The 20,959-nt window shown below is 40.9% G+C and carries 20 protein-coding genes; 5 read left to right on the top strand and 15 right to left on the bottom strand.

The features are described 5' to 3' along the window. The first annotated feature begins 13 nt into the window (after positions 1 to 13). Together OIZ54_RS02745 and OIZ54_RS02750 are read left to right on the top strand one after the other, a co-directional pair. Positions 14 to 796, top strand: coding sequence for a CLCA_X family protein (locus tag OIZ54_RS02745; protein WP_264389634.1), 783 nt, complete (start codon positions 14 to 16; stop codon positions 794 to 796). 102 nt (positions 797 to 898) lie between these two features. Continuing rightward, entirely contained in the window at positions 899 to 1,558 is a 660-nt protein-coding gene (locus OIZ54_RS02750) for a type IV pili methyl-accepting chemotaxis transducer N-terminal domain-containing protein (protein WP_264389635.1), read from the top strand. Between the two features lie 92 nt (positions 1,559 to 1,650). Here the strand turns inward: OIZ54_RS02750 and dcd are convergent, their stop codons facing one another. Together dcd and apbC are read right to left on the bottom strand one after the other, a co-directional pair. Further along, on the bottom strand, positions 1,651 to 2,238 hold the full coding sequence (gene dcd / locus OIZ54_RS02755; RefSeq protein WP_004587761.1) for a dCTP deaminase: 588 nt from the start codon (positions 2,236 to 2,238) through the stop codon (positions 1,651 to 1,653). Positions 2,239 to 2,244: 6 nt separating this feature from the next. After that, a complete protein-coding gene (apbC, locus tag OIZ54_RS02760; protein WP_264389636.1) occupies positions 2,245 to 3,321 on the bottom strand; it encodes an iron-sulfur cluster carrier protein ApbC in 1,077 nt (358 codons plus the stop codon). A gap of 187 nt (positions 3,322 to 3,508) precedes the next feature. On the opposite strand from apbC, the gene metG reads away from it, so the two are divergent. Then, positions 3,509 to 5,530, top strand: coding sequence for a methionine--tRNA ligase (gene metG / locus OIZ54_RS02765; RefSeq protein WP_064385641.1), 2,022 nt, complete (start codon positions 3,509 to 3,511; stop codon positions 5,528 to 5,530). Between the two features lie 256 nt (positions 5,531 to 5,786). After that, entirely contained in the window at positions 5,787 to 6,443 is a 657-nt protein-coding gene (locus OIZ54_RS02770; RefSeq protein WP_264389637.1) for a bifunctional 4-hydroxy-2-oxoglutarate aldolase/2-dehydro-3-deoxy-phosphogluconate aldolase, read from the top strand. Positions 6,444 to 6,500: 57 nt separating this feature from the next. Here the strand turns inward: OIZ54_RS02770 and OIZ54_RS02775 are convergent, their stop codons facing one another. From OIZ54_RS02775 to OIZ54_RS02835, 13 genes are all read right to left on the bottom strand, one after another. After that, positions 6,501 to 7,145 carry an MOSC domain-containing protein gene (locus OIZ54_RS02775; RefSeq protein ID WP_264389638.1) on the bottom strand — a complete coding sequence of 215 codons (645 nt, stop codon included), beginning with the start codon at positions 7,143 to 7,145 and terminating at the stop codon, positions 6,501 to 6,503. A 77-nt stretch (positions 7,146 to 7,222) separates the two neighbouring features. Further along, positions 7,223 to 7,588 (bottom strand): hypothetical protein, encoded by a 366-nt coding sequence (locus OIZ54_RS02780; RefSeq protein ID WP_248461371.1) that lies wholly within the window; start codon positions 7,586 to 7,588, stop codon positions 7,223 to 7,225. Between the two features lie 39 nt (positions 7,589 to 7,627). After that, positions 7,628 to 8,086 carry a molybdopterin synthase catalytic subunit MoaE gene (gene moaE, locus OIZ54_RS02785; protein ID WP_264389639.1) on the bottom strand — a complete coding sequence of 153 codons (459 nt, stop codon included), beginning with the start codon at positions 8,084 to 8,086 and terminating at the stop codon, positions 7,628 to 7,630. Continuing rightward, positions 8,086 to 8,385, bottom strand: a complete 300-nt coding sequence (locus OIZ54_RS02790) for a MoaD/ThiS family protein (protein ID WP_264389640.1) — start codon at positions 8,383 to 8,385, stop codon at positions 8,086 to 8,088. Before OIZ54_RS02790 ends, moaE begins: the two co-directional genes overlap by 1 nt. Beyond that, on the bottom strand, positions 8,363 to 8,833 hold the full coding sequence (gene moaC, locus OIZ54_RS02795; protein ID WP_004587754.1) for a cyclic pyranopterin monophosphate synthase MoaC: 471 nt from the start codon (positions 8,831 to 8,833) through the stop codon (positions 8,363 to 8,365). The genes OIZ54_RS02790 and moaC overlap by 23 nt, the downstream gene beginning before the upstream one ends. 1 nt (position 8,834) lies before the next feature. After that, on the bottom strand, positions 8,835 to 9,374 hold the full coding sequence (gene moaB, locus OIZ54_RS02800) for a molybdenum cofactor biosynthesis protein B (protein WP_264389641.1): 540 nt from the start codon (positions 9,372 to 9,374) through the stop codon (positions 8,835 to 8,837). Then, complete coding sequence (locus OIZ54_RS02805; RefSeq protein ID WP_264389642.1) at positions 9,371 to 9,997, bottom strand: molybdenum cofactor guanylyltransferase; 627 nt, start codon at positions 9,995 to 9,997, stop codon at positions 9,371 to 9,373. The genes moaB and OIZ54_RS02805 overlap by 4 nt, the downstream gene beginning before the upstream one ends. A 1-nt stretch (position 9,998) precedes the next feature. Beyond that, positions 9,999 to 10,970: a GTP 3',8-cyclase MoaA gene (gene moaA, locus OIZ54_RS02810; protein WP_264389643.1), complete on the bottom strand. Its 972-nt coding sequence runs from the start codon at positions 10,968 to 10,970 to the stop codon at positions 9,999 to 10,001. 16 nt (positions 10,971 to 10,986) lie between these two features. Continuing rightward, entirely contained in the window at positions 10,987 to 13,677 is a 2,691-nt protein-coding gene (locus OIZ54_RS02815) for a nitrate reductase (protein ID WP_264389644.1), read from the bottom strand. Between the two features lie 21 nt (positions 13,678 to 13,698). After that, the gene (locus OIZ54_RS02820) at positions 13,699 to 15,225 is read right to left on the bottom strand and encodes an FAD-dependent oxidoreductase (protein ID WP_264389645.1); all 1,527 of its coding nucleotides are present in this window, start codon (positions 15,223 to 15,225) and stop codon (positions 13,699 to 13,701) included. Positions 15,226 to 15,453: 228 nt separating this feature from the next. After that, complete coding sequence (locus OIZ54_RS02825) at positions 15,454 to 16,647, bottom strand: alginate export family protein (RefSeq protein ID WP_264389646.1); 1,194 nt, start codon at positions 16,645 to 16,647, stop codon at positions 15,454 to 15,456. Positions 16,648 to 16,656: 9 nt separating this feature from the next. Next, a complete protein-coding gene (locus tag OIZ54_RS02830; RefSeq protein ID WP_264389647.1) occupies positions 16,657 to 18,396 on the bottom strand; it encodes a bifunctional protein-serine/threonine kinase/phosphatase in 1,740 nt (579 codons plus the stop codon). Between the two features lie 13 nt (positions 18,397 to 18,409). Next, positions 18,410 to 19,879: a NarK family nitrate/nitrite MFS transporter gene (locus OIZ54_RS02835; protein ID WP_264389648.1), complete on the bottom strand. Its 1,470-nt coding sequence runs from the start codon at positions 19,877 to 19,879 to the stop codon at positions 18,410 to 18,412. A gap of 286 nt (positions 19,880 to 20,165) precedes the next feature. On the opposite strand from OIZ54_RS02835, the gene OIZ54_RS02840 reads away from it, so the two are divergent. After that, the gene (locus tag OIZ54_RS02840) at positions 20,166 to 20,924 is read left to right on the top strand and encodes a HesA/MoeB/ThiF family protein (protein ID WP_264389649.1); all 759 of its coding nucleotides are present in this window, start codon (positions 20,166 to 20,168) and stop codon (positions 20,922 to 20,924) included. The last annotated feature ends 35 nt before the right edge of the window (positions 20,925 to 20,959 follow it).

Consider the following 20,959-nt stretch of genomic DNA (forward strand, 5'->3'; position numbering starts at 1 on the left):
CCATTAAATGTAAATGCGTAATTACCCAAACAGATTAAAACGCGGATTCACTCGTAAAGGGCCAGACTACCGCTTTGACGACCAAGTTGACTTTAGTGATATTAGAGACACCTTTGGCTTTAGGTCTATGGTTGTAGGAAAATGGGTAACCAAAGAAGAGCATTTTATTAGTGCAAACTTAATTTACGATGCCCTCGCCGACCTTGCTCAAATATTACATTTACCGCCTAAAGCCATTGGCCTGCGCGGCAAACTAAATTTTGCCTTTGGGCATGGCGGTCAAAAAGGCGTACAAGCGCATTATAACGCAGCTTCACAAACCCTTGCTTTAGCAAAAAACGCCGGCGGTGGCGCATTGGCTCACGAATGGTTTCATGCGTTTGATCACCATATAAGCGAGCATTTATTTAATGCAAAACCTCGCTTTGGGTTTGCCTCAAAGCTGTGGCTTTCAAATACGCCAAATTTATCTCACCCACTTAATAGTGCGCTAAACGATTTTTACAAAAACGTGTTTTTAGATTTTGATGGGGAAGATGCGAATGAATTTGTACAAACGTGCATAAAACACGACCAAGCGCACAACATGAATTACATGAGTATGCCTGAGGAATTATCAGCACGCTGCTTTGAAGCCTGTATAGATGCTCACAGCACTATTCAAAATAGCTTTTTAGTCAGTGGCTTAAAAAGCAGTAATTTAATTTACCCTGATAATGAGCATATTAATAAAGCAAATAAAGCCCTTAATAAATATTTTGAACTACTAGGCTATGCACTTCATAAATCTAAATAAGCCATAAACTACCTTGTAAACTTTATTTACGTGAAAAATCTTATATTTAATCTATCCTATCCTATTCTTAAGCATTAATAATTTAAAAATAAGTAGAATTACATGGTAAATACAGATTTGAAACATAAAAAGCGCAGCGCTATTTCTTTTATTTATATTGTCCCCTTAACTGTAATTGCTATTTTATCTATCTGTATTCACTTTATGCTTGATGAAGTAATAGACGCGCAAACCGATACTGGAAAACTCGTAAATGTAAGTGGTCAACAAAGAATGCTTTCGCAACGGGTGAGCATGTTTACTTTAGAGTACTTAATGTATGGCTCGCAGGATTCTAAATTACTGGCCATTAATGCTTTAAACTCTTTAAAAAATAATCATAAATACTTATTAAGTGAGCATTATGGGGCGCAAGTATTAGGCGATGAAAGCCCGCTATCTAACGAGTTGTTAGCAATGTATTTTAAAGAGCCTATTAATGTCGATAAAAAATTAAGTATGTTTTCAGATAGAGTTGAAGAAGTACTAAAGTTAAAAACACAAACACTTAATTTAGATACAGTGCAAGAAAGCTTTTTTTCTTTAGCAAAAGAGCCGCTTTTAAAAGCGTTTAATACGGTGGTTATGCAGTACGAAAAAGAGAGTGTTGACAGGGTTAAAAGGCTACACACTATTCAAGGCATTGTAATTATAGTTATTTTATTATCTATATTAGTCGAGTTCTTACTCGTTTATAAAGCCAGAAATAAAAAACACATTTAATATCAGTTTAAGCAATAATGCACATTGGTATAAATTATTAAGCGTTTAAGCTAGCAAAAAAAGCCATTTAAACGCTTAATAGTTTTATATTGTTATAGGTTATCGTCGCTAATGCGGCTTGCTACCGCACTACTTTGATCTTTATATTTTGCATCTTTACGAATGTTATAAGGGTTTTCGCAGGGTCCTGAAAGCATTTCAAAACTCATTGCACCAATTTTCATCATTGGGCGCAGCGCTAGTGGCAACTTACCTGAATTGTAAAATTCTAAAACAATATTGCCACTCCAACCTGGGTCGATTCTGTGCGCTGTTACATGCACCATTAAACCTAAGCGGGCAAGTGATGAACGACCATCTAACCAGCCTACTATGTCGGCAGGAAGTGTTACTTTTTCATGGGTAATGGCCAATGCCAGTTCACCTGGGTGTAAAAAGAAAGCTTCGCCGTCGGCAAGCTCAATCTCTTCACTCATTATTGATTCCATAGCCTTATTTAACTGATCTTTAGGGCCACTTAAATCTACGTACGCTGCGTTATGTGCGTTAAAGGTTCTAAATTTGTTCCCTAAACGCAAATCGGCTGTCACACCCGAAATCATTTCATTAGTCGGCGCAGGCTCAATCACTATGCGGCCATCGCTTAAATATTCTTTAATATGGGTATCTGAGAGTCTCATTTTTTCTTAGTCCTGCGTTATCACTATCTCAACACTATGTTGGTGCTGCTGATAAAAAAGCGTGCTGGCAATCAATCTTGCCGCTGCGCTGTATGTGTTGCTAATAGCCGCGCTGGTATCGCTGGCGATTAATTTACCTTGCTCTGAGTATTCACGAATATCTATGGCAAGTGGAATATGGCTTAACACCGGTACGCCGTGTTTATAGGCAAGTTTTTCTGCGCCATCTTTGCCAAATACATGGTTGGCTTCACCGCAGTGGCTACAAATGTAGTGACTCATATTTTCTATAAGCCCAAGCACAGGTACGTTAACTTTATTAAACATTGCAATGCCTTTTTGCGCATCGGCAAGGGCTAAATCTTGCGGTGTCGTCACAATAACAGTGCCGCTGGCAGGCACTTTTTGGCTCATTGTTAGCTGAATATCGCCCGTACCCGGTGGCATATCAACAATTAAGTAATCAAGTTCGCCCCAATCTGTCTCGTTTAATAATTGGTTGAGCGCCCCCGATGCCATTGGGCCCCGCCATACCGTTGCGTCATCACTTGGCACTAAAAAGCCGATTGATTGCGCTTTAATGCCGTTGGCATCAAATGGCTGTAGTAGTTTGTTATCTTTGGTTTGCGGCTCTGCGCCTACAAGCCCCAATAACATAGGAATAGATGGCCCATAAATATCAGCATCTAAAATCCCTACTTTTGCGCCTTCGCTTTTAAGCGCCCCGGCTAAATTTACAGCGGTAGTGGATTTTCCTACCCCCCCTTTACCTGAGGCAATCAGCACAATGTGTTTAATGGCTTTAAATTTTGCAGGCTCTTTTATAGTCACCACAGAGTCTATGGTGACCGGTGTATTTATACTTTCACTTACGTGCTGCTCAACTAACGGCATTTCTGATTGAGCCGCAAATGGCAGCGTTATTTTAATGTGTATTGATTTATCGTCATTTTGCGAAATGGTATCAATAAAACTTTCATCAATACCTACGGAAAATGCCGCGCTTCGATACGCCGCTAAGGCAGTAATAATCGGTTGTTTTTGCACCGATTTAGAGGAGAATAGTTTCGACAGTCCAAACATAGCAATTAAATAGCGTTTCTTTGATGAAAAGTGCCACAGAATTATGTAACATTCAGGGCATTAACACCAGTCAATTAACAAAAATCCATAAGCTGCGCGTACCGTTAGTCCAAAGCTTATGGATAAATTAATGATAACCGCCTTTTTTGTAGTAAAAATGGTGATTTATCCTCAATTCGGAATGATTATGACGCAGCGAAAGATCCTCATTACCAGCGCATTACCTTATGCAAATGGCCCTACTCACTTAGGCCATTTATTGGAATATATTCAAACTGATATTTGGTCACGTTTTCAAAAGCTACAAGGCCACGAAGCTTATTATGTTTGCGCCGACGATGCTCACGGCACGCCAATTATGCTTAATGCGCAAAAGCAAGGGATCACGCCTGAAGAAATGGTTAAAAATGTAAGCATTGAACGCCAGCGCGACTTTGCCGACTTTAACATCAAGTTTGATAAATACCACAGCACCCACAGCTCAGAAAATAAAGAGCTGAGTGAGCTTATTTATAACCGCCTTAATGATGCGGGTCATATTAAAAAGCACACTATTTCACAGTTATTCGACCCTGAAAAAGGCATATTTTTACCAGATCGCTTTGTAACAGGCACTTGCCCAACGTGTAAGTCTGAAAACCAAAATGGCGATAGCTGTGACTCGTGTGGCGCAACTTACAGCCCAACCGAATTAATAAACCCGCGCTCAGTAATGTCAGGTGCAGAGCCAATTTTAAAAGATTCAGAGCATTACTTTTTTGACCTGCCAGCATTTGAAGGCATGCTTAAAGAGTGGCTACACTCGGGCTCTATTCAGCAAGAAATGGCGAATAAGTTAGATGAGTGGTTTACCGATGGCCTGCAACAGTGGGATATTAGCCGCGATGCGCCTTACTTTGGTTTTGAAATTCCAAATGCACCGGGCAAATACTTTTACGTATGGCTAGATGCGCCAATTGGCTACATGGCAAGCTTTAAAAACCTATGTGACGAAAAAGGCCTCGACTTTGATGCATTTTGGGCTGAAGGTTCTGATGCTGAGCTTTATCACTTTATTGGTAAAGACATTATTTACTTCCACAGCTTATTTTGGCCAGCCATGCTAGAGGGCGCTAATTTTAGAAAGCCAACTAACGTGTTTGCACATGGCTTTGTAACCGTCAATGGCGAAAAAATGTCTAAATCAAAGGGTACGTTTATAAAAGCACGTACTTACCTTGATAACCTAGACCCAGAGTACTTACGTTATTACTACGCAGCTAAATTAAACAGCGGTATTATTGACCTTGATTTAAACCTAGAAGACTTTGCACAACGTGTAAATTCAGACCTAGTAGGTAAAGTAGTAAACATAGCAAGCCGCTGTGCAGGCTTTATTACTAAAAAGTTTGACGGTAAATTAAGTAGCACAATTATGCAGCCTGAACTACTTGAAGAATTTCAAGCTGCTGCACCGAGCATTACTGCCCACTATGAAAACCGTGAATACAGCCGCGCGATTCGTGAAATTATGGCCCTAGCCGATAAAGCAAACCAATTTATTGATGCCGCAGCGCCATGGGTACTCATTAAAGACGAAGCAAAACAGCAAGAAGCGCACGAAGTGTGCTCGCTTGGCCTTAACTTGTTCCGTGTTTTAATTACCTATTTAAAACCTGTGTTACCAGGTATGGCTGCAAACGTAGAAGCCTTTTTAAATGACGACTTAGCATGGGATGGCGTTCAAAATGCACTTGTTGCTCACCCTATCAATAAATTTAAGCCGCTCATGCAACGTGTAGAAATGGATAAAGTGAACAAAATGGTTGAAGAATCAAAAGAAAGCCTAGAATCAAAAGTAACAATTGACCCTAATAGCCCACTTGCAAAAGAGCCAATTGCGGATGAAATTGAATTTGATGACTTTGCAAAAGTAGACTTACGCGTTGCTAAAATTGCTAAAGCAGAGCATGTTGAAGGCGCCGATAAGCTACTTAAACTTACGCTGGATTTAGGCGGCGAAACACGCCAAGTGTTTGCTGGTATTAAATCGGCTTACGCACCAGAAGACATTGAAGGCAAACTGACTGTAATGGTTGCAAACCTTAAACCTCGTAAAATGCGCTTTGGTATGTCAGAGGGTATGGTATTAGCTGCAGGCCCTGGCGGTAAAGAAATTTACATTCTTAACCCAGACGATGGTTCTGAGCCAGGCATGCGTGTAATGTAATTTATTACTTATAAAAAACCGCTGAAATATCAGCGGTTTTTTTATGAGAAAAAAACGTTTATACCAATTCGTTTAGTTAAGTGTGCTATTTTTAGGGTGCAAAAGCGTGTTGATAACTAGACAAAAACTCGCTATTTAATTATTCAAAATGATCAAAGTGAGAGCTTTTTAACGCGTTTAGCACCAAAATAATTAAGTATTATTGCCGATTGCTGTTACACGTGTGACTCTGTATTAAATAAAGTGAAGTGACATTATGAGCCAAATTTTAAATGCCAACAGAATAAAAATAAGCAACCAAATAAAGCAACATAAGTTAGTTGCTATACTTCGCTTAAAGCAACAAAGCGATGTAGCCCCTTTAATTAATTGCTTAGTTAATGCAGGCATTAACGCGCTAGAAATCACCTCAAATACACCTGGCTTTGAGCAAGAAATAGCAAAAGCACGCGCTGCTTATAAAAATACACTCATTGGCGCTGGCACAATAATTAACACCGCCCTTGCGCAACAAGCGATTGATGCCGGTGCGCAATTTATAGTTACACCAAATACTAATCAAGCAGTGGTAGAGCTTGCCCACCGCCATGGTTTACCTGTATTAATGGGCGCACTCACCCCTACCGATGTTGCCAATGCAATAGAGTATAACGCCGATATTATTAAGGTTTTTCCTGCAGGCAGTATGGGGGTTAATTACTTTAAAGCGCTAACGGGGCCTTTTTCTGATGTGCCATTAATGCCCGTAGGCGGCATTAATTTAGACAACCTAACCCATTGGTTTGCAGCGGGGGCATGCGCAGTGGCGGTAAGTAGCGATTTTAGTAAGCCGGTAAATAACAAACAGCAATACGACACATTAAGCCAATTGGTGTGCAAATACTTATCAGCGGTCGCTCACTTAACAAACTAAATAATACAGCTAAAAGTGAGCTTTTATTAAGGGGAATACAGCTTTAATAACGCTCTTTTAACTCCCCAATTTCTTTTTGATTTTAGTTTGCCACTCAAGTGCAAGCTCGGGTAGTTCAAGTGCTGCTAATAATACGCTTTCATAATCTGGGTAGTGTTTATCAAAAAAGGCCTGAAACAACGTTTTAACCGAAATGTTATGCTCAGCTTTATGTTCAAAAGTCACTGCATCGCCCGTTTTAGCAACACCTTCCTCAAGCACTCTAAAATAAACACCCGTGTGGTAATACTGAGTGAACAGTTTTAGGCTTTGTTTATTATTAAGTGCAATAGCCAATTTAAAGCACGGCACACGGGGCTGGCTTACCTCAAGCAGTGCAGTACCTATACGAATACGATCGCCTATATGAATATTTTGCTCATCAAGGTCTGATATTGTGAAGTTTTCGCCAAAGGCACCGACTGCTAAATCATCATTTTTAAGGGGGCGCTTCCAATAATCATAATGATTGTGCGAAAACGCATAAACCGCTTTATCCACCCCGCCATGATTGACTAAGTCGGCTTGTTCATCACCTATTATATTTAGCTTTTCAATAACAACCGGCTCATTGGTTGGTGTTTTAAATATACCCGTTTTAACCTTCTTGCCGTTATGCTCAACCGTTTTTATTTTAGAGATATTGGTAGAGATTATTTTCATCTTAAACCTTTGATTATAGCTAAAAGTAAGAGTGCGTAAATTTTCATCATTCATCCTTGAAGATCAACAAAGTAAGATTATAAGTCAAAAATATATAACAAAGTTAAAATGAGAAACACTACAAATACAGGGGTGAGTACATAGAAAAGGATATTTGCTACGGTTTTGTGTTTTTCTCTAAAGCGAAGCATGCCATTGTAAGTCGCTCTAAAAAGTGGGAATGTAATAAAAGCTCTAAAAATTGCCCAAGAAACTAAGCTGCAGTGAAGTTTTATTTCAAACCAAAACTGTTCCGGATTAATGTTTAAAGATTGACTCGGTGAGCTTTTGGACCCCACTGACCAGCCAGTTAATAGCTCTAACATAATTATAAAAATAAGTAGAGCCGCTACCCATAGGTAAGCTGACTCTATTGATTCTCTTTTTGAGATAAGCTTTTTCATTAATATTTTATAAACGCATTTAAATAGGCTTACACAGGCCTACTTTTCCCACTTGTTTAATGCTTGCTTGTCGCTTTGTTTAAACTCAACCCAGTTTGAGGAGTCTTTAAAATGCTCTTTTTTCCAAAACGTGGCGTGGTTTTTTAAGTAATCCATAATAAACTGTGCGCCTTCAAACGCGGCTTCGCGGTGGCGGCTGGTTACGCCAACAAATACAATTTGCTCACCAAGAGCTAAATAACCTACTCGATGAATAATACTTATGCGAGCAAGTTGCCAGCGTGTTTGGGCTTGCTCGGCTATAGATTGCAGTAGTTGCTCAGTCATCCCTGGGTAGTGTTCGAGCTCAAGGGCGATTACGTTATCGCCGCTGCTAAATTCTCGCACCAGCCCTGTAAACGTCACTACGGCACCATCACTTTTGTTATTACTGCAAAGTGCGTCATGTTGCTCGCCTACTGAAAAATCCTGCGTTTGTACTTTAATGCTTATACTCATTAGCCACCTGTCACTGGTGGGAAAAAAGCAAGTTCATCCCCTGCTTTTACAAGCTCATCGCTTGATGACATAGTCTGATTAAGCGCACACAATACATCACGCTCTTCAAGCCACGCTTGCCAATGTGGGTTTTGCTCAACCAGCATGTTTTTAAACGCTTTAATGCTAAGGGTATGCGCTATATCAACGGTTAACTTATCGCACTTTAGGCGCTCTTTTAGTTGGCCAAAAAACAGTACGTTTACATGCCCTGCAGCTGCATCAGTATCATTTAAATTAGTCTCGCTGCCAGCTGCCATGCTTGCCTCCTGCTTTTTGCGTTACACGCATACCGTGTATTTCCATAAGCGGGTCGGCGGCTTTGCACATATCAAATAATGTAAGGGTCGCCACAGATACAGCGGTGAGCGCTTCCATTTCAACGCCCGTTTTGCCCGCCAATTTACAGTAGCTAGTAACTTTAATTTGGCTATTTGCTTCATCAAGTTCAAAATCAACGGCTACTTTACTCAGTGCCAGCGGGTGACAAAGCGGAATTAAATCAGCGCACTTTTTAGCGCCCTGAATACCCGCAATACGGGCTACGCCTAACACGTCACCTTTTTTATTTTGATTAAGCAACACTTGCTCAAAAGCCTGTTTGCTCATTTTAATGTAGGCCTCGGCAGATGCATCGCGCAGAGTGACCTCTTTTAGCGATACATCAACCATGTTTGCTTGGCCGTTTTCATCTACGTGGCTCAGCATATTATTGCTCTCGCGATTCGCATTTTTTACCAATAGTAATATGCGGGGCAAAGTTACATGGCTTGTGCATTGAGTCTAACTGATCTTTTATAATACCTGTCCAGGCTGTTTTACATGCGCCTGTAGAGCCAGGCATACAAAAAATAACGGTGTTATTGGCAAGGCCCGCCAACGCACGTGATTGAATAGTTGAGTTACCAATTTCGCCGTACGAAATATGTCTAAATAGCTCTCCAAATCCATCTACGCTTTTATCAAACAGCGGTGTAAATGCCTCTGGTGTTGAGTCGCGCTCGGTAAAGCCCGTACCACCGGTTACTAAAATGGCGTGAATGGTGTCATCGGCAATCCACTGCGATGCAACTGCTCGCATTTGGTAAACATCATCTTTAACTATGTCTTTATCCGCTAAGTGATGGCCTGCTTCAGTAAGGGCTTTAATTAAATAATGGCCTGAAGTATCTGTAATTTCATCGCGTGTATCGCTTACTGTCATTACGGCAATGTTTAATGCAGTTTGTGACTCTGTGGTATGGCTCATAGGGTTCTTCTCAATAAATTAGGTTTGTGTTGGTCAAATTGCTCGTTAACAGCTTTAAATTGCGCCGGTGTATTGGTATTAACAAGTGCATGAGCTTTATTACATTTTAGCATTTGCACACCAATACTACGGGTAAACTGTTTAACTGATTTATGACTATTTGCGTTTATGAGTAATTGTTTTAAATGACGTTTAACGCTTTGGGTGTTACGAATATACAGGGGTAACGGTTCATTTTCAAAGTGCCACGCATGTATTTGTGGCTGATTTGTTTGAAAGTGGGGGTTATCGCTTGCTGCTGATGCAATTTGCGATAATAAAGTGCAAGTAAGCAATGGCATATCAACAGCGGTTACAAGTATATCCTGCTCTGTTGCTATTAAGGTTGAATAAATCCCGCCAAGCGGGCCAGAATCTGGGTATATATCAGCTATGTATTGCACAGTAGCACTTTGTACATTACGGCTTATAAGTACATCACTTGCCCCTGCAGCTGTTAATAATTCACATGCATTTTGCAGTAATGTTTTATTTTTTAAAATGAGGTTGGCTTTATCGCTGCCCATTCTTGATGATTGCCCACCAGCGAGTACAACCCCTGTAAACACGGCTTTATTGCTCATTTTAGCCGCCCAACATAGCTAAATGGGTTGTGGCGCCCGTTAAGCGTTTATCGAGCTCATGGCTAATGGTTTTGTTGCCCATTGCTGCTTGAATAGCGTTTACAGTGGCTGGCGTATCTTGCGCATTTAAATACGGGCGTAAATCTATTCCCTGCTCGGCAAACAGGCACAAATGTAGTTTGCCTAATGACGAAACTCTTAATCGGTTACAGCTTTTACAAAAGTCTTTACTGTAGGGCATAATTAAGCCAATGCGCCCCTTAAAATCGGGATGACAAAACTCTTCTGCAGGGCCGTTTAATTTACCTCTTACTACCTGTAACCAACCTTGTGCTAAAAGCTGCGTTTTAACACTTTGCCCGCTTAAATGGTTTTGTTCAAAAAAGGTGGCACCATTACCTGTTTCCATTAATTCAATAAAGCGTACCGTTACTTTTTTATGTTTTACCCAGTCTAAAAAATCATTTAATTGGTTTTTATTAAATTGCTTAGCCAGCACTGCATTTATTTTTATATCTTTTATGCCCAGCTCAATTGCCCGGTCTATCCCTTTTAAAATATGGGTTAGCTTGTCGTGTCCTGTAATTAATTTAAACATACTCGGGTTTAAGCTATCTATACTAATGTTTAGCGCGTCTAGGCCAGCGCTGTAAAACTCATCAATTTTATTAAATAAGTTAAAACCATTAGTTGTTATGGCGACTTTTTCTATGCCTGGGGTGTTTTTACACTGCTTTATAATATCGGTTACGTCACTGCGTAAACACGGCTCACCGCCCGTAATACGCACTTTTTTTGTGCCAAGTGAAGCAAACGCATTTACTAAGGTGTTTATTTCGTTTTTATTTAAAAAGTTACGCGGGGTATCGCACTGATACCCGTTTGGTAAACAATAGGTGCAACTAAAATTACACACATCGGTAATTGAGAGGCGCAAATAGTTAAACTGCCGACCAAATTGATCATTAAGCATATGCTTCCTTGTTTATTTACATTTCAACTGCAACATCAATACTGTTAGCGTTTTGCGTAGTATGCTGCTTTATTAATTGGCTTAACTGGGTTTTACACGAACCACAGTTAGTGCCGCATTTTAGTTTAGACCCCAATTGCTCTACTGTATTTTCACCACTTTTAATGGCGTTTATAATGGGTTGCTCACGTACTTTAAAGCAACTACATACTTGCGCGCCTTGGGTAAATTCTTCATCGGGCGTGGCATACAGCAATGACTGTAATTGGCTAAAGGTTATTAAAGGCTCTGCAAATAAGTGATTTATCCACTCAAGTGATATGTCTTTTTGAGCTGACGAAATAACCGCAACAAACACTAGCTGCTCGTTTTGTATACATTGAATATGCATGGCTTTTGCACTGCCCATTGCCGACCAATGCCCTTGTAACCCTGTCAGTGTTTGGCAATAATAAAGCAAATCATTTTGCTGCTCATTGAGCGCTAACTGGTAGTTAACACAATTACTTGCGTTAACTTTAAGCCAAAAATCACTGGTTATTTTAAGCTCTGTTTTGCTAAAAACTTGCATGTACTGAGCAAACTGCGCTTTAACTAAATCAACAGCACCATGCTTACACTCAGCCTGGCCCGAAATAGGGTCTACAACCGATTGATAGAGCCCACTTACCGTAGCGGATGAGGCAAATTGCTTGTTCCAGTGAATAGGCATAAAACATTCGCCTTTTCGCACGGCCTCTGTCACTTTTGCATGAGCCGTAACTTGCCCAGTTTTAGCATTGGCGGTTATTAAATCGTTTGCTTTTATGTTTAATTTGCAGGCATCAGTGGGGTTTATTTCAATATATGGGCGGGTTATATGAGTAGAAAGCGCTGTACTTTTTCCGGTGCGACTCATTGTATGCCATTGGTCGCGTATTCGCCCTGAGTTCATTACAAACGGGAAATCGCTTGATGTTTGCTGCACAGGAAGTTTGGGCGTTATAGGTATAAAGCGGGCTTTTTTATCTGCGGTGCTAAATTGTTTATTAACAAAAACCTGCCCGTTTTTATATGGCTCATTTTTTAGTACCGGCCACATAACGGGTTTTAAGTTATCGTACTGCTCCTGCGAAAGCCCCACTAAGGCTGATAAATTTAATAGCCTATCTCCGTTATTTTCAAAATCTGTCAGTTGTGCCCATTCTTCAAAAATGCCACTGGGGTCTGTAAAGTCAAATCCTTCAAAACCCATTTTTTGGGCAACTAAACACATTATTTGCCAATCGTTTTTAGCCCCCGAAAATGGCTCAACTAGCGGGCGTTGCCTTGATATCCTGCGCTCTGAGTTTGTTACTGTGCCGTTTTTTTCTCCCCATCCGGTTGATGGAAACGCCACATTAGCAAATTTTAGCGTATCACTTTTGGCAATACAGTCAGACACAACCACCAGCTCACATTGCTCAAGTGCATGTTGTATTGCTGCGTTATTAGGTAAGCTTACCACCGGGTTGGTTGCCATTACCCAAATAGCTTTTATTTTTCCTTTGGCGATTTCATCAAACATATCAATCGCATTACACCCTGCTTTTTTAGCTATTGTTGGCGATTGCCAAAAACGCTGCACTAACTGTTGGTGCGCGTCGTTTTCAATGTCTAAATGTGCTGCTAATTGATTTGCCAAGCCCCCTACTTCGCGCCCACCCATAGCATTAGGCTGCCCCGTTATTGAAAACGGGCCACATCCAGGTTTTAACAATTTACCCGATGCTAAATGCGCATTTATAATGGCATTACACTTATCAACCCCTGAGCTTGATTGGTTAATACCCATTGAATAAAAACTAATAGCGGTTGGGCTTTGTGCAAATAAGGCGTAAAAGTCACTGACTAGCTGCGCGTCAATATCACAAAAATCACTGACCGCTTTAATACTCCACTTTTTAGCCTCTGCAAGCGCTGTTTCAAAGCCGTTTGTATGCGCGTTTATAAATTGCGTATCTAAATAGTTATGTTCACTTAAATAAGTAAGTAAGCCGTTATAAAGAGCCCCGTCGCTGCCTGGTTTGATATTTAAAAAGGTATCGGCAAGTTCGGCTGTATCGGTTTTTCGCGGGTCGATAACCACTACTTTCATGTTTGGGTTAAGCTTTTTTGCGCGCTCCATACGCTGGTAAAGCACCGGATGTGTCCACGCTGCATTTGAGCCAATTAAAATAAGTAGCTCCGTTTGCTCTAAATCGTCGTAGCTACATGGTACTACGTCCTCACCAAACGCACGTTTATAACCGGCAACCGCCGATGACATACACAGCCTTGAGTTTGTATCTATATTGCCTGAGCCTATGTAGCCTTTCATTAATTTATTGGCAACGTAGTAATCTTCAGTCAGTAACTGCCCCGATACATAAAACGCAACCGACTCCGGTCCATGCTCTTTAATAATGGCGTTAAATTTGTTGGCAACGTAATCAGTTGCCGTATCCCAGCTGGCGGGTTCGTTATCAATAAGGGGCGATGTTAAGCGGTTATCACTGCCGGTGGTGTCAAGCAGGTGCGTGCCTTTAACACACAAGCGGCCAAAATTAGCGGGGTGCTCGCGCGTGCCTTCAAGTTTTGTTGGGGTATTATTTAATAATGAAATATCAACCCCACAGCCTACACCACAATAAGCGCAGGTAGTTTGTTTAAGCAAAGGTGTGTTTGAACATGTGTTTAATGTTTCCATACTGCTCTCTTATTATTTGCGTTAAGCGCTCTGGGATACAGGCTCATCTACTGGGATTAGCGTGGCTATTTTATTATTAAGTGCACTGCTAATAACGCTTTGCACTAGTTTTTCACAGCCTCCACAGCCAGTACTTGCTTTAGTGGCTTGCTGCACTTTATTTAAATCGCTACAACCTTGTATAACCGCTTGTTCAATAGTGTGTTTTGTCACTTTGTGGCACGCACAAATAATAGCATCTTGTGGCAAATCATCAGCGTTTAGCTCGCCCGCGTCACCTGCAAGCGGCATTATTAATGACTCTGCGGGCACACTAAGCTCAATGCCATTTAAGTGATACTGCAATAAATTATCGTAATCACTGGTATCGCCAACCAGTACAGCACCTATGAGCTTATTGCCTTGCTCATTAGTGACTACTTTTTTGTAAATACCGCTTAGTTGATCTTCAAAGTAATAGCTAATTGCGCCTTCACTGCGTGCATGAGCATCACCAATTGAGCCTACTTCAACACCCATTAATTTAAGCTTGGTGCTCATATCGGCACCGCTAAATTCATCAGCACTATTTGATGAATTGTTAGAGGTAGTGTGTAAAGCTTTGTTTGAAGACAGCTGTTGTAAAGCATGCCCCGCCGCTACTTTTGCCATCGCGTAGCCCGGTGCTACAAGGCCAAAAATAAAGTTATTCCAAAGGGCGCATTCGCCTATGGCGTATATGTTTTTATCATTCGTTTGGCAATGGTTGTTTATTACGATGCCGCCGCGCTCACCTATTTCTAAATTAAACTCACGAGCTAGGTTATCGTATGGGCGAATACCGGCCGAAAATACAATCATGTCGGTTTCTAGGGTTTGCCCCCCTTTAAAGCACATTTTATAACGGCTGTTTTCACCCTCTATAATTTGCTCTGTCGCCACTGATGTATGCACTGTAACGCCCAGCTCGGTAATTTTATTTTTAAGCAATCGACCACCAGCACCATCTATTTGTACGCCCATAAGTTGTGGTGCAAATTCTATTACATGGGTTTGCAAGCCAAGCTGCTTTAACGCGTTGGCTGCTTCAAGCCCTAATAAACCGCCGCCAATTACTACGCCCACTTTGCTGGCATGTGCAGATTTTTTTATGGCGTGTAAATCGTTAATGGTCCTGTAAACTAGGCAATGCTCACGATCTTTACCTGGAATAGGTGGCACAAATGCAAATGAGCCAGTTGCCAGTATTAGCTTGTCGTACGCAAATGACTCGCCTTTTGCAGTAGTGACTGTTTTTGCATCGCGGTTTATATCAACCACTTTAGAATGAATATGAAAGCACACTTGCCAATCTTGATAGGTTTTACTGCAGGTAAGTGCTAAATCGTCTTCGGTTTTGCCTTTAAAAAAAGACGAAAGCTGTACGCGGTCATAAACGAGTCGGTCTTCACCGCTGAGTACGGTAATCTCCATATTTTGAGTATCACCTTGTTGTGATACTAGCTGTTGTACAAAATGATGGCCAACCATTCCATTTCCGACAACTACAACACGCTGCTTGCTTAGCATTAAAATCACCTGTTTGATTTAAAATACACTTAACTTTAAATGGGTACTTTAAATGTATAATTTATTATGTGTTGGTTATAGCAATATGCAAGCCAGATATATAAGCATTACATTTCAATAATTTAACTGAGTTAACACAGTAAAAAAGAAGTGAAAGCACCACAAGCTGGCGCTATTGCACCAACTTGTAACGCTTTAAATTAAATAACGAGGGTTTAGGTTAAATACTTAAAATTTAGCGCTTACCCATACCCACAGTTTTTGGGTATCGACTTTGCCTGCAGCGCTATCGCCTGCTGAATAATCGGCATATTTTGCGCCTACGGCATAGGTTTTATTAATAGGCTTTACGTATTGTACGTTTAGCTCTGTGCCTAAATCATCAACGCCATTGGCGCTATCGTTGGCATCAAAGCTGTGATACGCCAACAGCCATTTACCGCCGTAAGCTTTACCATTTAAACTTACATAAGTGTCATCAAGCCCTTGTGCTGGGGTTGCTAAAAACGTATCGGCCCAGCCATTAAATTTATGCATTGTGGCAAGCGGCGTGGCAAAACCATAATCACCGTTATCAGAACCCAGTGACTCAATACCAGCTTTTAATGTAACGGCTTCAATGCCTAAACCGCCTAAATCTATCCCCCCCTCAAATGCATAGTAATCAGCGTCAAAATCACTCATGCTCGTTGATGCAGATTGCGTGGCGTACTGTGCTTTATAGTAAAATTTAATATCGCTTAGCGTTTTATTACCATTAAAAGACACACCATAAGTATCTAAGCTGTCATTATCTATTGCATCGTCACTTAATAAATAGCTGTATAAAACCACCTTACCTAGGCTTGTTTTAAAGCTTGCATTGATAAGATGATCGGATGCATCAATATCTTTGCTATCGGCAAATATACGGTTGCGCTTACTTATGTAGCTATAGTGCAAGTTAATATCATTAAAGGAGTAATTTACTGTTGCAGCATCAAAGGTTTGCCTGTCTTGCCTAAAGCCAACGTGGCCTACAAAGCGCTGTCCATCAAGCGCTATTACTTGCCTACCTACTTTAATTGATAAAGCATCTTTTGCGTATTTAACAAAAGCCTGATCTATCTCTGTGGTTTCAGGGTCGGCTATTACTGAGTAATTAGTATTTTTACCCAGCGTATTGTTGTAATCGTCTACACCTAATAGGCTTCGGCTATCTTCGACCTCTAATAAAACAGAAAAGCCATTCATTTCATCCGTTTTATGAGTAAGGCGAGTACGCAGCGTTAAGCTACTGGCATCTTTTAGTGCGTTATCTTGCTCTGCACTTTCATAACGCAGCCTAAAATTAAGGTCGGTTTGCGCTGCAACACTAATAGAAGGCGCAGCAATGCACCCTATCATTAAAATAATAGGTAAGTTATTTTTATAATTTAACATGTTGGTCTCTTAGTTTTTAATTATGAGCACGCACAATAAAATGATAAATAAACACAGCGAAATGCTCTTCCAGAGTAATACTGGATCGCGTTTCATTATTGAAATTTTGTTGGCTGAGCTCTGTAAATGTGGATTAGGTTTACTAATATCTGTTAAAAACTCAGAAAATGCGTGGTATCTGAGCTCTGGTTTTGGCGCAAGTGCTTTCATTAAAGCCTGATCTAACCAAAAGGGTATATCGGCTCGGTACTTGCGAATACTTGTGTATTGCCAGTGGCTGTAATCAATAGGGGTATGACTTGCCGGTAATGTTTTATAAGGCAGCTTCGAGCACAATAACTCATAAGCAATCACCCCAAGCGAAAAAATATCGCTTTTAAAATCGGCATGCAGCGAAATAAGTGTTTCAGGAGCCGTATAATCTATAGTCCCTTGCGGGCAGTCATCGGCTATTTGCTTAACCGACTCATCCATAGCCGCAACACTTACAGTACCGTAATCAATTAACGTAACTTTACCGTGAGCATCTATCATCACGTTATCGAGCTTTAAATCACGATGTACCATATCTAATCGCTGAAAAGCCCTTAGCGCATGCACTATTTGCTCTACAATACTGCGCACTTGCGCTATTTCTAAATAAGGGACGTCGTGCTTATAGTCACTGAGGGTTTGTCCGTCCATGTACTCGCAAATATGATATAAAAATCGGCTTTGCGATTGCGTATTTAAAACCTTCATTACATTAGGATGATTAATACGTTGCCCTACCCACCCTTCGCGTATAAAGCCTTGAAGGTAATGTATATCGTCTTCAAAATTAACCGAGGGTGCCTTTAATACAACGGGGGGGGCATCAGGTGCTTGTTGTACCAAATAAATGTGCGATCGGCTGCTTTCGTTGATTTTACGAATAACCGTATATCCATCAATTATTTGGCCAACCTCTAATGCGGGTGGTATCTTGCGCTGCGTTAACGATTGATAAAGCTCATCTAGATTTTGCTGCGCAATGCTATTTACCTTCACTAATAAACAACTCACATTATCATCACTGCCTTGTGCTATAGCGCGTGAGGTAATGGCACTTGCTGCCTGCTCTAAGTTGTTATGGGCGTTTATTTCGTTGGCAATTTCACTATAGGGCAATACATCATGCACACCATCGCAAGTCAGTATGTAAATATCGCCGGCTTTTAGGTCAACTTCGTAAACATCAATTTCTTGATGTGACTGCGCGCCTAAAGCACGAGTGAGCGTATCGTTTACTTTATGATCCCGCGTTATCGCTTCCATTTGATTATCGCGTAAACGCGTAATGCGAGTATCGCCTAAATGAAATATATACCCCGTAGCTGATTTTAATATAAGCGCCGTAAAGGTGGTCATCCAATCTGCTTGGCGTTGCCCTAAGTGGTTATAGTTAACTGATTGCGAATATAACCACTGATTTAAGCTAGCTAAAACCTTAGAAACCGATTTTTTGACCGCCCAACTGTCGGGTGTATTTAAATACTCATTTATAAAATGAGTAACACTGAGCTGCGATGCTTGTTTGGCATTTTTAGCTGATGAACATCCATCCGCTAAGCACGCAATAGCGCCTTTTGTTTCTTGTTGTTCGTGCTCAGTATTTAAAGCAGCAAACGCATCTTGATTTTCATCTTTTATGCCCGCGGCACTGTGCCCACCAAAAGAAACATCTAGCGTATTATTACGAACTTGAGCGTGTTGGGTTTCATCAAACATGGTTAACGCTGCCTTAAGTCACTGAAATAAGTTCAACAGAGCCATCTTCGTTTACTTCTGTGATGTGCCCATCTGGCTCTTTCATGAAAAATAACGCCCCTAAACCTAACAATGCACTGGCAGCAATAATCATAAAGAAAGTTTGGTAATCCACTAATGAGAGCGCCGTTAAATACACCACCGCGCCAACGTTACCGTAAGCGCCTGTCATACCTGCAATTTGCCCTGTTAAGCGGCGTTTGATAAGTGGCACAGCAGCAAAAACCGCTCCCTCACCAGCTTGCACAAAGAACGAACACGCCATGGCAGCAGCTACAGCAAGCCAAAGTGGCCAGCTAGCGTCAACTAAGCCCATAACAAAGTAGCCAACAGCTAACCCTGAGGTAAGGACAATAAGTGTTTTACGACGACCCATTCTATCTGAGATCAAACCACCACCTGGGCGCGAGGCTAAATTCATAAACGCATAAGCAGAGGCGAGTAAACCTGCGTACACCATATCTAGGCCAAACACTTCCATAAAAAATAATGGCAGCATAGATACAACGGCCAGCTCTGAGCCAAAGGTGGTAAAATATAAAATATTAAGTACAGCTACTTGTTTAAATTCGTAGCGGTGTGATTCTGGCACGGGTTGTTTAAATATATGTCCGTTTATATCAAAGGTTTTATATACCTCGTAAGCGTATAACAGCACTAAAAATGCATAAACGGCTAAAACAAAATTGGCAGAAATTAAATTAGCGCCTGTAGGAGACAACTTCCAAGTAAGTAAAGCCAGTGCGCCATACATAGGTAATTTCATAATAAGCAATAATACAAAGTCACCTTTACTGGTTACTTCCATTGCGCCTACTTTTTTAGGCTTAAAGTACGTCCCCCCTTTTGGTGTATCGGTTACGTTTATGTACCAAATAACACCAAAAATAACGCTAAGTACGCCCGTTAAACCAACGGCATAGCGCCAGCCATCATCGCCGGCAAACATAAGCGCTAATACAGGTAGTAACATAGCAGCGGCAGCCGAGCCAAAATTACCCCAGCCACCATAAATACCTTCTGCTGTACCAAGCTCATTAGCCGGGAACCACTCGCTCACCATACGAATGCCCACTACAAAGCCTGCTCCAATAAAGCCTAGTGCAAAACGCGCGATAGCGGCTTGCTCAAACGTGGTGGCCATAGCAAACATAAAACACGGTATGCTACATAAAATAAGTAAAGCGGCATAAACAATACGCGGGCCAAACTTATCGGTTAGCATGCCAACAACAACACGCGCGGGAATGGTTAAGGCCACATTTAAAATGAGCAGCGTTTTTACCTGTGCCATAGTTATACCTAGCGAGCCCGCTATTGCCCCTAATAATGGAGCATGGTTAAACCATACAAAAAAAGAGATAAAAAACACCATCCAGCTTAAATGTAGTATTTTCATTTTTCCGCTAAACGATATGAGATTAAACCCAGAACTCGGTTGCATGTTTTTTTCCTTGTAACGATTATTATTTTAAGCAGTGAGTACGACTTTGGTAGTAATAACACTGCGACGATTGTTAAATTAACGTTAACAGCTTTCAGCAATTACTAAGCCAACAATTAATAGGTAGGTTTTTCAGTCACTTATATTTTTGGGAATTAATATTTATTTCGCTTTGCACTATTTAAGCAGCTTTGTTGGGCGTAAACAGTGCAAAGAATTTTTAAGCTTTACTTGCTCTAGGTTTTAACTAATTGGTATTGTTAAAAAAAATTATGAGAACTCATTAATGCAAAAACCCCCTTTAACGTATCAGCAGCAATTACGCTATTCTCGCCATATTATGCTTCCTCAGCTAGATATAGATGGACAAGAAAAAATATGGCAAAGTCATGCTCTTATTGTGGGGTTAGGTGGATTAGGCTGCCCAGTTGCGCAGTACTTAGCGGCATCGGGCGTAGGTACGTTAACGCTTGTAGATAACGATGTGGTTGATGCAACTAACTTGCAAAGGCAGGTGCTCTATAAACAAAGTAATGTTGGGTGCTTAAAAACCCACAGTGCAAAAAAACAGTTAACTCAGTTAAATAATGAAATAGAGATCCACACTATTGATGAATTTTTAAATGAAAACTCGCACCTTGAGCAATTACTTAGCAAAGTAGATGTAGTTATTGACTGCACTGATAACTTAGCAACACGAAATTTGCTCAACAGCGCCTGCTACAACAACCGCACGCCCTTGGTTTCGGGCTCTGCTATAAGGTTAGAGGGACAAGTCGCTTGCTTTACAATGGCGCCTAATAGCCATTGTTACGGGTGTGTGTCACAGCTCTTTGGCGAACAAACTCAAAGCTGTTCAGAGTCAGGCGTGCTCTCTCCTATTGTGGGGCTTATTGGTAGTATTCAAGCGACTGAAGCACTTAAAATTATTGCAGGACTGCCTAGTAAACTTACCGAGCAGCTATTACTTGTAGATGGTTTGAGTATGGAGTTTAACCGTTTTAACATTGTTAAAAATAAGCACTGCCCTGTTTGCAGTGCTTAATTTAGTACATGGTAAATACATGACTGCTTTTTAGA

This window comes from Pseudoalteromonas sp. A3 (assembly GCF_025942345.1).
Lineage (GTDB): Bacteria > Pseudomonadota > Gammaproteobacteria > Enterobacterales > Alteromonadaceae > Pseudoalteromonas > Pseudoalteromonas atlantica.